This is a genomic window from Pseudomonas frederiksbergensis (assembly GCF_001952935.1).
In the GTDB taxonomy this organism is placed as follows: domain Bacteria; phylum Pseudomonadota; class Gammaproteobacteria; order Pseudomonadales; family Pseudomonadaceae; genus Aquipseudomonas; species Aquipseudomonas frederiksbergensis.
This window is the reverse complement of sequence record NZ_CP018319.1, coordinates 3,962,981-3,975,510: the sequence shown is the minus strand read 5'-3', so window position 1 is coordinate 3,975,510 and position 12,530 is coordinate 3,962,981. Positions and strand designations below refer to the sequence as shown.

Sequence of the window (12,530 nt, the reverse complement as noted above, 5' to 3'; positions counted from 1 at the left end):
CACTCCGGGGGCAGGTGGTCGAGCGGCTAGAATATCTGGTCCGAAGCGTAGTGTCCGGCTACAGTAAGGTCTTTGTCGACTAAGGCTTTGTGCATGACTTTTTTGCGCCCTTCCCTGCTGACGCTCGCTTGCCTGCTCGCCTCACCGGGCTTCGCCGACGACCTGCCGTCACTCGGTGACGCCAGTTCTGCCATTGTCTCGCCGCAACAGGAACATCAGTTGGGCCGCGCCTGGCTGGCGCTGTTGCGCAGCCAGGTTTCGCAGCTCAACGATCCACAGCTCAAGGACTACGTCGAATCCAGTGTCTACAGGCTGGTAGAGACCAGCCAGGTCAATGACCGGCGCCTGGAGTTCATCCTGATCAACAGCCCGCAACTCAACGCCTTCGCCGCACCAGGCGGCATTGTCGGGGTCAACGGCGGCCTGTTTCTCAATGCCCAGACCGAAGGTGAATATGCCTCGGTACTCGCTCACGAATTGGCTCACTTGTCGCAGCGCCACTTCGCCCGTGGCGTCGAAGCACAACAGCGCATGCAGGTGCCGATGATGGCCGCGCTGCTGGCCGGGATCGTGATTGCCGCAGCCGGCGCCGGCGATGCCGGGATCGCGGCCATTGCGGGCACTCAGGCGGCAGCCATTCAGGAACAGCGGCGTTTCTCTCGCCAGAACGAACAGGAAGCTGACCGCATTGGCATCCTCAACCTGGAAAAGGCCGGTTACGACCCGCGGTCGATGCCGACCATGTTCGAGCGATTGGCGCGCCAATACCGCTTCGACGCCAAGCCACCGGAATTTCTGCTGACTCACCCGGTGACCGAGTCGCGGATCGCTGACACGCGCAACCGTGCCGAACAGGCAAAACCCGGCGGCATCGAAGACTCTATGCGCTATCAGCTGATTCGTGCACGGGTCCAGTTGATCTATGAAGAAACCCCAGGCCTGGGCGCCAAACGCTTTCGTGCCCAGCTTGAAGAAAATCCGAAAAATGATGTCGCTCGCTATGGCCTGGCCATCGCCCAGATCAAGGGCGGCCAGTTGAATGAAGCACGAGAAAACCTCAAGGGGCTTCTGGCCAAATCGCCGAACGAGATCATCTACAACCTGGCGCAGGTCGATCTGGACCTCACCAACAATCGTCTGCCGGACGCCCAGGCTCGGGTTGACCGAATGTTGACGCAGTATCCCGGCAACTATCCGCTGAATTCGGTGCGTGTTGACCTGCTGCTCAAACAGAACCGTGCGCCTGATGCGGAAAAAGCACTGGAGAATCTGCTCAAGAGCCGTCCTGACGATCCGGACGTCTGGTACATGGTGGCCGAGACTCGCGGTCTGTCAGGCAACATCATCGGCCTGCATCAGGCCCGCGCCGAGTATTTCGCCCTGGTCGGGGATTACCGCCAGGCCATTCAGCAACTGGACTTCGCCAAGCGCAAGGCAGGCACCAACTTCCCGCTGTCATCGCGTATCGATGCACGGCAACGAGAGCTGATGGAACAGGAACGCATGATCAAGGACATGATGGGCTGATCTGCCTTTCAAACAAAAAAGACAGGCACAAAAAAACCGCCTCTTTCGAGGCGGTTTTTTATTTAGCCAACAACCGGATTATTCAGCCAGTTTGAAGGTAATGAAACTGGCGCGACCTTGACGCAGAACCCGCATCGACACCGAGCGATTCTTCGGCAACGCCTTGGCAATATCCGTGAACTCCTTGGCGGAACCGATTGCCTGGTTATTCAGGTGAGTGATCACATCGCCTGGCTGCAGGCCAATCAGTGAAGCAGGTCCGCTCTGGACTTCCTTGATCACGACGCCGCCTTTGAGGTCGTAGGTTTTCTTCTGTTCATCCGTCAGCTCTACCACGGAAACACCCAGTCGATTGCTGCTGCGCTCGGTGGTAGATTTCGGCAGCGAATCCAGCTCTTTGCCTTCTTCCGGAATAGCGCCGACAGTCAACTCGACATTCTTGCGCTTACCGTCACGAATCACTTCCAGATCAGCTTTCGAGCCGGCCTTCAGCGCGCCCACCAGGTGTGGCAGATCGGCGGACATGACGATCGGTTGACCGTTCATGGTCAGAATCACATCCCCTACCTGCAGGCCACCCTTGGCAGCCGGACCGTCGTCCTGGATCTGAGCCACCAGCGCGCCGGCTGGCTTCTCCAGGCCGAACGACTCGGCCAGATCCTTGTTCACTTCCTGAATCACCACACCCAACCAGCCACGGCTGACTTTGCCACCGCTTTTAAGCTGATTGGAAACGTCCATGGCTACGTCGATCGGGATCGCGAACGACACGCCCATGAAGCCGCCTGATCGGGTGTAGATCTGCGAGTTGATGCCGACCACTTCACCGGCCAGGTTGAACAGCGGCCCCCCAGAGTTGCCCGGGTTGATCGGCACGTCGGTCTGGATGAACGGCACATAGTTTTCGTTCGGCAGGCTGCGACCAACGGCGCTGACGATCCCTTGGGTCACGGTGTGGTCGAAACCGAATGGCGAGCCAATCGCCACGACCCATTGGCCGGCCTTCAGGTCCTGGGATTTGCCGAGCTTGAGGACTGGCAGATCCTTGCCTTCGATTTTCAGCAGGGCCACGTCGGAGCGCGGATCGGTGCCTACCAGCTTGGCTTTCAGTTCGCTGCGGTCAGCGAGGCGAACGAGGATCTCGTCTGCATCGGCAATCACATGGTTGTTGGTCAGGATGTAGCCATCAGACGAGATGATGAAACCCGAACCCAGGGATTGGGCTTCACGCTGACGATCACCGCGTGGCGTACGCGGCTGTGGCGGCATACCGCGCTCGAAGAACTCGCGCAACATGGGCGGCAAGCCTTCAAGGTCGGGCATCTGCTCGTTCACTCTGCGATCCGGCAGCTTCTGCGTGGTACTGATGTTTACCACCGCGGGCGAGGCCTGCTCGACCAACTGAGTGAAGTCAGGCAACTCGACCGCCTGAACAGCGACCGCCTGGCCCAGCACCAGCACAGTGGCAAAAATAGAAAGATAAGATTTCAAGCGTGGTATCGACATACGGCTCCCGTTACGACGAGCATGGTTAAGCGATATGGAGCAAGGAACACCGGGAACGATACGCCGGTATTTTTGTTCCGGGAACAACAAACAAGGCCAGAGCCGAGAGGCTCTGACCTATAAAAAAATTCGGGGATATTTGCAAGTTGAAATGCTCACCAAACATTTCGATTTCAGCTCGCTACTTGGTTGCAGTGGCGTCGCTGCGCATGGACAGCGCAATCCGTTCGGCGGTGCCTATCGGAATTTCACCGACCACGGTCACCATCATCTCGCCTTGCGGGGTAGTCAAGCGTCGGGAAACTGCAGCGGTCGGCCCCAACTGGGTGCGAGTGTCGGTAATTGTTGCGCCATTCAACGGCTCAAGGAAAACCGAGAAACGGGCCAGACCATCGTCATACATCAGACTGTTGACTTGGGTTTTGGTCTCTGGATCTTTGCGGGAAGTACTGCTGGCCAGCTCGAAACCTGGTGGTAACCAGTCCGAACGCCATACTTGCGCGGACTTGATTGCAGAGGCCTTGTCACTGTCGAGGGCGATGGTTTTGCAATCGGGGCCAGGCTGCAAGTCGCGGTCGGAAGGAACATCGGCGGTATCCAGTCGTGTGAACTGGAATCGCTCCAGCAACTGCCCACGTTCATTCAGAAGCAATGATTTGAGAGGCAGGCCGGTTTCTTTATCCAGATGCAATTCAAAACCGTAGCGATGTTGATCACGAGGTTTCAGTGAAACGATTACTGCCGCACGCCCAGCCACACGCGACTTGCCAATGACGGCAAGGTCGTACCAATTCTTGAGCTTTTGTGGATCGAGTGCACGAGCAGCGGAGCTGGGGGAATCTCCGAGTCCTGCGATCAGAATGCCGCTGACGCATTGAGTACGTCCATCAATGCGCACGACTTCCTGTGCCGAGCCGTCGAGCTGGAGTAAACGCTCGCGGACCTTGCCATCCTGGACGAGGTGCCAAATGTTGTGGGTAGAGAAACTACCGCTACGCTCGTAGACGAATGTACCGTGAAAGCTTTGCTGTTGCTCGGCTTGGCCCAGACGGGTCAACCAGTCCTGGGCTTCATCAGCATGGGCTGGAACAACAAACCAGCCACCGAGCAGAAGCGTAAGTAGAGGGATGGCGCGCATGATCCTCCTTAACGGTTTTCCAGACTTGCTGCACGAGCGTAAGGCAGAGCGCTCTCAGTACCTTTCAGTGCAGCCTGTTGAGCATGTTGGCGCAAGTAGCCTGGCAGACGCTGGTCGTGCCAGCCTGGCTGACCTTGCAATACGCCGTTGGCCATAGGGCCAGTGGCGTCCGAACTCTCATTGTAGCCTGCTAATACAGCTGGACCCTTGACCTGAGGAACGGCCAGACCTGGTTGACTGGATTGTTGAGCCAGTTCGACCCCAGCAATCTCGTCCTGGTTATACAGACGAACACCTGCCAGTACGGCGAGGGTTACCGAAGCAGCGACCGCCAGGCGACCCAGGCTGCGCCATGGTCCACGGGTGGCTTTTGCAGGTACGGCTTCGTCAGCCAGCGCAGCAGAGACTGCCGCAGCGATATCCAGACGTGGAAGCAGCAAATCCTTGTGCATAACTGCCCGAGCGATTTGATAACGAGCCCAGGTATCACGGGTTTCAACATCGTCAAAGGCATTCAATACCCGACGCAATTCCAATTCGTCCGCTTCGTTATCCATCACTGCGGACAGCGATTCCTGCAGGGCTTCACGACTCATGGCGTTCCTCTCTTGGCTGTCGCCGCTGTCTCAGTTTCCCTGCAACAACGGCTGCAGGGCTTTATCGATGGCTTCCCGAGCGCGGAAAATCCGGGAGCGCACGGTACCCACCGGACACTGCATGACCGCCGCAATGTCCTCGTAACTCAGACCATCGAATTCACGTAAAGTTAAAGCCGTACGCAAATCTTCTGGCAGTTGCTGAATGGTTCGATGGACGGTGCCTTCGATCTCATCCCGCAGCAATGCACGTTCTGGCGACTCGAGATCCTTGAGGCCATGATCGCCATCGTAGAACTCTGCATCCTCGGAACTGACATCGCTATCCGGCGGCCGACGGCCGCGTGAAACCAGATAGTTTTTCGCCGTGTTGATGGCGATGCGGTAAAGCCACGTATAAAACGCGCTGTCTCCGCGAAAATTTCCAAGTGCACGGTACGCCTTGATAAAGGCTTCCTGCGCCACATCCTGGGCTTCATGGGTGTCGTGCACGAAACGCACGATCAACCCGAGAATTTTGTGCTGGTATTTCAGCACTAGCAGATCGAAAGCTCGCTTGTCGCCGCGTTGAACGCGCTCGACCAGCTGCTGATCCTCTTCCTGGGTTAGCATGAACACTCCTCGATAAACTCGGAGGAGGCTTGCATAACTAAACGACCAGACTTGCAAACATAGACTCGGGCTTTTCGCAAAAGTTCTCCCCCTCCAAGCAAGTTTCCTGCGGGCTCTGATTTGGCACGCACGAAAAGCGCAGCGCGGGTTAACCCGGCTGCGCGAATAATCTTGTCATCGGATTCACCGACACGGATCAAAAATCACAGATCCCGCGTTGAAGCCGATACTGTCCCTTGAATCAGGCAACGGTCTATTGAGCCCGGGCCTTTGGCAAAAGTTCCAAATATTTATAGCTGCGCAAGACCGACATTGTGCAACCGCGAAGAGAAAAAGACTGTTAAATCGCTGATACAGTCGTCTTGTCGCCGAGACAGCCGAAAAACCATCCGACGAAACGTCAGGTATTTGCTGTCACAGTAGTTTCACTATGCCATGTGTGCTCGCTATTGTGCCGCTCCCCCTCTCTATATACTAGAGGGCTGTGTGGCTGTCTTGACTCGCCGATCCAGGTGTCTTGCGCCAACCCCGACCCGGGTCGCTTTGAGCGGAATCCTGAAATGAGCCAACAGTTTCAACACGATGTTCTGGTAATTGGCAGCGGTGCTGCCGGCTTGAGCCTTGCGCTGACCTTGCCCGGTCATTTGCGCATCGCCGTATTGAGCAAAGGCGATCTCGCCAATGGCTCGACTTTCTGGGCTCAGGGTGGCGTCGCAGCCGTCCTGGATGACACCGACACCGTTGAATCACATGTCGATGACACCCTCAACGCTGGCGGTGGCCTGTGCCACGAAGACGCCGTGCGCTTTACCGTCGAGCACAGTAAAGAGGCGATTCAATGGCTGATCGACCAAGGTGTGCCCTTCACGCGCGATGAACAATCCGGCACCGAAGATGGCGGATTCGAGTTCCACCTGACCCGCGAGGGCGGTCACAGCCATCGGCGCATCATCCATGCCGCCGATGCCACCGGCGCAGCGATTTTCAGAACCTTGCTCGACAAGGCCAGGCAACGACCGAACATCGAACTGCTGGAGCAACGGGTTGCGGTCGACCTGATCACCGAAAAGCGCCTGGGCCTTGAAGGTGATCGCTGCCTTGGCGCCTACGTCCTCAATCGCGGGACCGGTGAAGTCGACACCTACGCCGCTCGCTTTGTGATCCTCGCATCGGGCGGCGCAGCAAAGGTCTATCTCTATACCAGCAACCCCGACGGCGCCTGCGGTGATGGCATTGCCATGGCCTGGCGTTCGGGCTGCCGGGTGGCGAATCTGGAATTCAACCAGTTCCATCCCACTTGCCTGTATCACCCGCAAGCCAAGAGCTTCCTGATCACCGAAGCCCTGCGCGGCGAAGGCGCACACCTGAAGCTGCCCAACGGCGAACGCTTCATGCAACGCTTCGACCCTCGCGCCGAGCTGGCCCCACGCGACATTGTCGCCCGGGCCATCGACCATGAAATGAAGCGCCTGGGCGTCGATTGTGTCTATCTGGACATCAGCCACAAACCGGAAGCGTTCATCAAGACTCACTTCCCGACGGTGTACGAACGCTGCCTCGAATTCTCCATCGACATCACCAAACAACCGATTCCAGTGGTGCCGGCGGCGCACTACACGTGCGGCGGCGTGATGGTCGATCAGCAGGGTCGCACCGACGTGCCCGGGCTATATGCCATTGGCGAAACCAGCTTCACCGGCCTGCACGGTGCCAACCGCATGGCCAGCAACTCGTTACTGGAGTGTTTCGTTTACGCGCGCTCGGCGGCGGCGGACATTCTTGAGCAGCTGCCGCAGGTTTCGATTCCGGTTGCCCTGCCCGTCTGGGATGCGAGCCAGGTCACCGACTCCGATGAGGACGTGATCATTGCGCACAACTGGGACGAACTGCGGCGATTCATGTGGGACTACGTCGGCATTGTGCGCACCAACAAGCGCTTGCAACGGGCACAGCACCGCGTGCGTCTGTTGCTGGATGAAATCGACGAGTTCTACAGTAACTACAAGGTCAGTCGGGACTTGATCGAACTGCGTAACCTGGCCCAAGTGGCCGAACTGATGATCCAGTCAGCCATGGAACGCAAGGAGAGTCGCGGCCTGCATTACACCCTCGACTACCCGAACATGCTGCCGATTGCCCTGGACACTATTCTGGTGCCGCCCACCTACGTCGACTGAACGTCAACCGAACCCGCAGGCGCCGATGCAGATCCGCCGCCTGCGAGTCACGGGGCACACAAATCGCCCTGCCCCGTCGTTCACCCCGCAGGCGAAAACGCAGCACAACCAGCAAAGGTAGCGCCAGGCTGTCCGGTCGTAGCTGCACCGATTGCCAACCCGCCTCCTGATTCCACAACTGCCAGCCATCGGCATTGCGACGCAAGCCGCGAAATGCCCTTGGGTGTGTCAGCAGAATCTGTCGCGGTAACGCCCAGGCGCCGTGAGCCAGACAGCAAAAAGCGCCGAGCAGACTGGCCCAGACCGGGAGAGAGAGAAGACACAGCGAGCCCAGCGCGAACAGCTGGGCCAGAAGATACGCCGCCAGCAATTGCCGTGAGGCATGCCAGCGGCATTCGAACGCATTACTTGGGCTGGACACGATCCAGAATCATGCGAACCATGCGCTGAAGCTCCGGATCTTCCGATTCGGCGCGCTCCATGAACCAGCCGAACATGTCCTGATCTTCGCATTCGAGCAGCTTGCGGTAGCAATCGCGGTCGACATCATTGAGGTGCGGATAGACCTCTTTCACGAACGGTACCAGCAACACGTCAAGCTCAAGCATGCCGCGGCGGCTGTGCCAGTAGAGGCGATTCAGTTCAACATCTTCGACCATGGAGCGCTCCTCAAATAGGCGGCAAGTATACAGCCCCAGGCGCAGTCGAACACTCGGCTTTGGTCGGCCACCAATGAACCTTTGTGAACTACCCATTTCAAGAGCGCCCCCTTATGATGTCCCCCAGACTCTTTACCCTGCGATGACCCATGGCCGATTCTGCTTTTTTCTGCACCCTGTCTCACGAAGGCGTTCTCGCAGTACGCGGCGCGGATGCCGGCAAATTCCTGCAAGGCCAATTGACCTGCAACCTCAATTACCTGAGTGACACCCAGGCCAGCCTCGGCGCCCGCTGCACGCAGAAAGGCCGGATGCAGTCGAGTTTCCGCATCCTGCTCGAAGGCGATGGCGTTCTGATGGCCATGGCCAGCGAACTGCTGGAACCGCAGCTGGCGGACCTGAAAAAGTACGCCGTATTTTCCAAATCCAAACTGACCGACGAAAGCGCAGCCTGGGTCCGCTTCGGCATCGACCATGGCGATGCGGCACTGATCAGCCTCGGTCTTGATCTTCCTGCTGACACCGATAGCGTCGCGCGCAATGACGGCCTGATCGCCATTCGCGTCTCGCCGGAACGCGCCGAACTCTGGATCAAAGCCGACCAGGCCGACCTTATCAAGGGCAAGCTGTCCGCCGTATTGACCGAAGGCGCTCTGAATCAATGGCTGCTGGGCCAGATTCGCGCCGGGATCGGTCAGGTCATGCCGAGCACTCGCGAGTTGTTCATCCCGCAGATGCTCAACCTCCAAGCCGTGGGAGGCGTGAGCTTCAAGAAAGGTTGCTACACCGGCCAGGAAATCGTCGCGCGCATGCAGTATCTGGGCAAACTCAAGCGTCGCTTGTATCGCCTGGCACTGGACGCCAACGAGTTGCCTGAACCTGGCACCCAATTGTTTTCCCCTACCCACGGCAGCTCTATCGGCGAAGTGGTGCTGGCCGCTAACGCCGGGCAAAACATTGAACTCCTGGCCGTGCTGCAAGCCGAAGCAGCAGAAGGAGGTGATATCCATCTGGACGCGCTCGAAGGGCCAGCCCTGCACCTGCTCGACCTGCCTTACGAACTGGATCGCGATCGCGAAATCCAGCGTTAACAGCAGCATTTGTCGCAATACCTAGAGAAACGAAATGAGCGAGCTGGCGGAAAAGGTCCAACAGGATTTGGTTGAGGCCATCGATAACGATGACCTGGTTCTGCCAACGTTACCGGAAGTGGCCCTGCAGATTCGCAAGGCCGCCGAAGACCCGGAAATCAGTGTCAGCACCCTGAGCAAAGTGATCGGCCGCGATACCGCGCTGTCGGCGCGTCTGATCAAGGTGGTCAATAGCCCGCTGTTGCGTGCGACCCAGGAAGTCACTGACCTGCACACGGCAATCACTCGACTGGGCATCAATTACAGCAGCAACCTGGCCATCGGCCTGGTCATGGAACAGATTTTCCATGCCCGCTCCGAGGTGGTGGAACACAAAATGCGCGATGTCTGGCGCAAAAGCCTGGAAATCGCCGGGATCAGCTATGCATTGTGCCGCCGCTACACGCAACTCAAGCCCGACCAGGCAGCCCTTGGCGGACTGGTGCATCAGATCGGTGTATTGCCGATCCTGACCTACGCCGAAGATCACTATGAACTGCTGGCTGACCCGGTCAGCCTCAACCATGTGATCGACCACATTCATCCACTGCTCGGCGACAAGCTGCTCAGGGTCTGGGAGTTTCCGGAGATGCTGGTACAGGTGCCGGGGCTTTATCTGGACTTCAATCGACAGTCAGAGCGGGTCGACTATGTCGATCTGGTGCAAGTGGCCAGCCTGTATTGCCACAAGGACACCGACCATCCTCTCGCCCGTATCGATGCATTCAGCGTGCCGGCGTTTAAAAAGCTGGGAATTGATCCGGAGAACGAGGCGATGTGCCGCGACCTGGAAGAGTCGCGGTCGATGTTTTACTGATCGAGGAATTGCAGCGGCCTCATCGCGAGCAGGCTCACTCCCACAGGGAACTTCGGTGTTACAAAGATTCAGTGTGGGAGCGAGCCTGCTCGCGATGAGGCCAGTCCAGACATTACAAACCTACCCGGCGATAAAACTGACCCGCACCTTCAACCCCGCCTGCTCGCCATCGTGCAGGCTGATTTGAGCCAGGTGTGCGCGGCAGATCTCGCCAACAATCGCCAGCCCCAACCCCGAACCGGCCACCTGCTGGTTGCGTCGGTAAAAGCGCTCGAAGACCCGATCGCGTTCTTCAAGAGGAATGCCTGGGCCGTCGTCCTCGACCTCCAGCACGGCCGGTGCCGTGACCCGAAGAATCACGTTGCCCCCCGACGGTGTATGGGCCAGCGCGTTATCCACCAGATTGCTCAACAGTTCGTTCAACAGCGTTGGCTCGCCGCGTAACCACACCGGTTCATCCGCTTCCAGCGCCAGCGCCACACCACGTGCGTGGGCCAGCGGCGCCATGGCCATGCCGAGTTCGCGAGCCAACTGACTGAGGTCAAGTAACTGCGCGCCGCCCTCGGCGATGGCCCGGGCGCCATTTTCGACCCGTGCCAGCGAGAGCAATTGATTGGCAAGGTGGGTCAAACGGTCCGTGCCTTGGGCGACGGTTTCCAATGTACTGCGCCAGGTTTCGGGTTCGGTCGAGCGCAACCCCAGCTCCAGTCGCGCCTTCAGCGCCGCCAGGGGAGTACGCAGTTCATGGGCGGCATCGGCGATGAACTGCGCCTGACGCTCGAACTGCCCGCGCAGGCGCTCGGTAAAGTGATTGAGCGCACGCACCAAGGGCCACAACTCGTGCTGCACTTCCACTAACGGTAATGGCCGCAGATCGTCCGGCTGACGCTCTTCCACCGCGGTGCGCAAGCGTTCCAGCGGACGCAACGCGGCGCTGACCGCAAACCACACCAACAACAACGCACCCACCGCCAGCATGCCCAGACGCAACAACGTGTCCGCCGCCAGGCTGCGGGCCATGCTGACCCGCGCCTCATCGGTTTCCGCCACGCGGATTTCCGCCATGCCGTTCATGTTCGGCTCGCTCACCGGTTTGAGCAGGCTCACCACACGGACGTTCTGCCCCTGGTACTTGGCGTTATAGAAACGCGCCAGCGCCGGGTAATCATCGGTGCGCGGCGTTCCCGGCGGCGGTGGCGGAAGGTTTTCGTAACCGGAGATCAGCTTCTGATTGATGTCATTGACCAGGTAAAAAATCCGTCCCGCGCTGTCGTAGGCGAAGGTGTCGAGGGCCACGTAGGGCACGTCGGCGCTCAGCGTACCGTCACGCTGGGAGACGCCCGCCGCAATGGTCCGCGCCGAGGCCAGCAAGGTCCGGTCATAGGCGGTGTCGGCCGCTTCGCGACCGTTCCAGTAAGCGCTCAAACCACTGGCCAGCATCAACACCACCAGCAACAACGCCAGATTCCACAGCAACCGCCAACGCAGGCTGCTGGGCTTATGCATCGCGGCTTTCCAGCAAGTAGCCGAGACCGCGGAAGGTGACGATGACGACCGGTTGGCCGTCGAGCTTTTTGCGCAGGCGATGGACATAGATCTCGATGGCGTCAGGGCTGGCCTCTTCGTCCAGTCCGAAGACTTGCGAGGCCAATTGCTCCTTGCTCATCACCCGGCCCGGACGGGCGATCAGCGCTTCGAGCACCGCCTGCTCGCGGGAGGTCAGGGTCAGCAACTCTTCGCCGAGGGTGAAGCGCCTGGTGTCCAGGTCATAGGCCAGCACGCCGCAGCGCTGCAAGCGTTCGCCGCCGAGCACACTGCGGCGCAGCAAGGCTTTGACCCGGGCTTCGAGTTCGGTCAGTTCGAAAGGTTTGGCCAGGTAATCGTCAGCGCCCAGGTTCAGGCCATGGACCCGATCCTTGACGTCGCTGCGGGCGGTCAACATCAACACCGGCAGGTTCTTGCCCCGCGCTCGCAGGCGCGCCAGCACTTCGAAACCATCCATGCGCGGCAGGCCGACGTCGAGGATCGCCACCGCGTATTCCTCGCTGCTCAACGCCAGGTCGGCCGCCACGCCGTCGTGCAGCACATCCACGGTCAGCCCCGTGCTCTTGAGCGCCTGGGCGACACTTTCGGCGAGCTGCAGATGGTCTTCGACGAGCAGAACACGCATGGATCCTTACCTCATTCAGGGATGGCCGACGCCATTCTTTGGCGCGGAGTTTACAGCCGCAACCGCCGCTGTGAAGCCCGAAAACCGTGAAAGTCTTCTGAAAGGTTAGCGAAAGGTTGGCCGGTTAGAGTCCAGCCACGGACAGTTTCGACTGCCGTGCGCTACCGCAATAGCGCTACGAAAAACGCCTCGAAGCGT

At 58.9% G+C, this 12,530-nt stretch carries 12 protein-coding genes; 4 read left to right on the top strand and 8 right to left on the bottom strand.

Annotation, left to right across the window (positions count from 1 at the left end; translation table 11 throughout):
• The first annotated feature begins 93 nt into the window (after positions 1–93).
• Positions 94–1,527 (top strand): M48 family metalloprotease, encoded by a 1,434-nt coding sequence (locus PFAS1_RS18525; protein ID WP_076030065.1) that lies wholly within the window; start codon positions 94–96, stop codon positions 1,525–1,527.
• 78 nt (positions 1,528–1,605) lie between these two features.
• Here PFAS1_RS18525 and PFAS1_RS18520 read toward each other — a convergent pair whose 3' ends face one another.
• From PFAS1_RS18520 to rpoE, 4 genes are all read right to left on the bottom strand, one after another.
• The gene (locus PFAS1_RS18520) at positions 1,606–3,033 is read right to left on the bottom strand and encodes a DegQ family serine endoprotease (RefSeq protein ID WP_076030064.1); all 1,428 of its coding nucleotides are present in this window, start codon (positions 3,031–3,033) and stop codon (positions 1,606–1,608) included.
• Between the two features lie 181 nt (positions 3,034–3,214).
• Positions 3,215–4,171, bottom strand: a complete 957-nt coding sequence (locus PFAS1_RS18515) for a MucB/RseB C-terminal domain-containing protein (protein WP_074874280.1) — start codon at positions 4,169–4,171, stop codon at positions 3,215–3,217.
• 8 nt (positions 4,172–4,179) lie between these two features.
• On the bottom strand, positions 4,180–4,767 hold the full coding sequence (locus PFAS1_RS18510) for a sigma-E factor negative regulatory protein (protein ID WP_076030063.1): 588 nt from the start codon (positions 4,765–4,767) through the stop codon (positions 4,180–4,182).
• Positions 4,768–4,797: 30 nt separating this feature from the next.
• Positions 4,798–5,379 carry an RNA polymerase sigma factor RpoE/AlgU gene (gene rpoE / locus PFAS1_RS18505; protein WP_076030062.1) on the bottom strand — a complete coding sequence of 194 codons (582 nt, stop codon included), beginning with the start codon at positions 5,377–5,379 and terminating at the stop codon, positions 4,798–4,800.
• Between the two features lie 560 nt (positions 5,380–5,939).
• On the opposite strand from rpoE, the gene nadB reads away from it, so the two are divergent.
• Positions 5,940–7,556 (top strand): L-aspartate oxidase, encoded by a 1,617-nt coding sequence (gene nadB / locus PFAS1_RS18500; RefSeq protein ID WP_074874278.1) that lies wholly within the window; start codon positions 5,940–5,942, stop codon positions 7,554–7,556.
• Here the strand turns inward: nadB and PFAS1_RS18495 are convergent.
• Both PFAS1_RS18495 and PFAS1_RS18490 read right to left on the bottom strand, forming a co-directional pair.
• Complete coding sequence (locus tag PFAS1_RS18495; protein WP_076030061.1) at positions 7,525–7,977, bottom strand: protein YgfX; 453 nt, start codon at positions 7,975–7,977, stop codon at positions 7,525–7,527. The two genes, nadB and PFAS1_RS18495, sit on opposite strands and share 32 nt — an antisense overlap.
• Positions 7,961–8,215 carry an FAD assembly factor SdhE gene (locus PFAS1_RS18490; RefSeq protein ID WP_007944081.1) on the bottom strand — a complete coding sequence of 85 codons (255 nt, stop codon included), beginning with the start codon at positions 8,213–8,215 and terminating at the stop codon, positions 7,961–7,963. Before PFAS1_RS18490 ends, PFAS1_RS18495 begins: the two co-directional genes overlap by 17 nt.
• Positions 8,216–8,364: 149 nt before the next feature.
• Here PFAS1_RS18490 and ygfZ point away from each other — a divergent pair, with 149 nt between their 5' ends.
• Both ygfZ and PFAS1_RS18480 read left to right on the top strand, forming a co-directional pair.
• The gene (gene ygfZ, locus PFAS1_RS18485; RefSeq protein ID WP_076030060.1) at positions 8,365–9,306 is read left to right on the top strand and encodes a CAF17-like 4Fe-4S cluster assembly/insertion protein YgfZ; all 942 of its coding nucleotides are present in this window, start codon (positions 8,365–8,367) and stop codon (positions 9,304–9,306) included.
• Positions 9,307–9,340: 34 nt separating this feature from the next.
• Positions 9,341–10,162 (top strand): HDOD domain-containing protein, encoded by an 822-nt coding sequence (locus PFAS1_RS18480; RefSeq protein WP_076030059.1) that lies wholly within the window; start codon positions 9,341–9,343, stop codon positions 10,160–10,162.
• A 120-nt stretch (positions 10,163–10,282) separates the two neighbouring features.
• On the opposite strand, the gene PFAS1_RS18475 is transcribed toward PFAS1_RS18480, so the two are convergent.
• Together PFAS1_RS18475 and PFAS1_RS18470 are read right to left on the bottom strand one after the other, a co-directional pair.
• Positions 10,283–11,668 (bottom strand): sensor histidine kinase, encoded by a 1,386-nt coding sequence (locus PFAS1_RS18475; RefSeq protein WP_074874274.1) that lies wholly within the window; start codon positions 11,666–11,668, stop codon positions 10,283–10,285.
• A complete protein-coding gene (locus tag PFAS1_RS18470; protein WP_074874273.1) occupies positions 11,661–12,332 on the bottom strand; it encodes a response regulator in 672 nt (223 codons plus the stop codon). The genes PFAS1_RS18475 and PFAS1_RS18470 overlap by 8 nt, the downstream gene beginning before the upstream one ends.
• Positions 12,333–12,530: the final 198 nt, after the last annotated feature.

Bases quoted from the DNA above. Each gene is read 5' to 3' on its own strand.
- PFAS1_RS18525 (WP_076030065.1), top strand. From the start codon at position 94: ATGACTTTTTTGCGCCCTTCCCTGCTGACGCTCGCTTGCCTGCTCGCC.
- PFAS1_RS18520 (WP_076030064.1), bottom strand. From the start codon at position 3,033: ATGTCGATACCACGCTTGAAATCTTATCTTTCTATTTTTGCCACTGTG.
- PFAS1_RS18515 (WP_074874280.1), bottom strand. From the start codon at position 4,171: ATGCGCGCCATCCCTCTACTTACGCTTCTGCTCGGTGGCTGGTTTGTT.
- PFAS1_RS18510 (WP_076030063.1), bottom strand. From the start codon at position 4,767: ATGAGTCGTGAAGCCCTGCAGGAATCGCTGTCCGCAGTGATGGATAAC.
- rpoE (WP_076030062.1), bottom strand. From the start codon at position 5,379: ATGCTAACCCAGGAAGAGGATCAGCAGCTGGTCGAGCGCGTTCAACGC.
- nadB (WP_074874278.1), top strand. From the start codon at position 5,940: ATGAGCCAACAGTTTCAACACGATGTTCTGGTAATTGGCAGCGGTGCT.
- PFAS1_RS18490 (WP_007944081.1), bottom strand. From the start codon at position 8,215: ATGGTCGAAGATGTTGAACTGAATCGCCTCTACTGGCACAGCCGCCGC.
- ygfZ (WP_076030060.1), top strand. From the start codon at position 8,365: ATGGCCGATTCTGCTTTTTTCTGCACCCTGTCTCACGAAGGCGTTCTC.
- PFAS1_RS18480 (WP_076030059.1), top strand. From the start codon at position 9,341: ATGAGCGAGCTGGCGGAAAAGGTCCAACAGGATTTGGTTGAGGCCATC.
- PFAS1_RS18475 (WP_074874274.1), bottom strand. From the start codon at position 11,668: ATGCATAAGCCCAGCAGCCTGCGTTGGCGGTTGCTGTGGAATCTGGCG.
- PFAS1_RS18470 (WP_074874273.1), bottom strand. From the start codon at position 12,332: ATGCGTGTTCTGCTCGTCGAAGACCATCTGCAGCTCGCCGAAAGTGTC.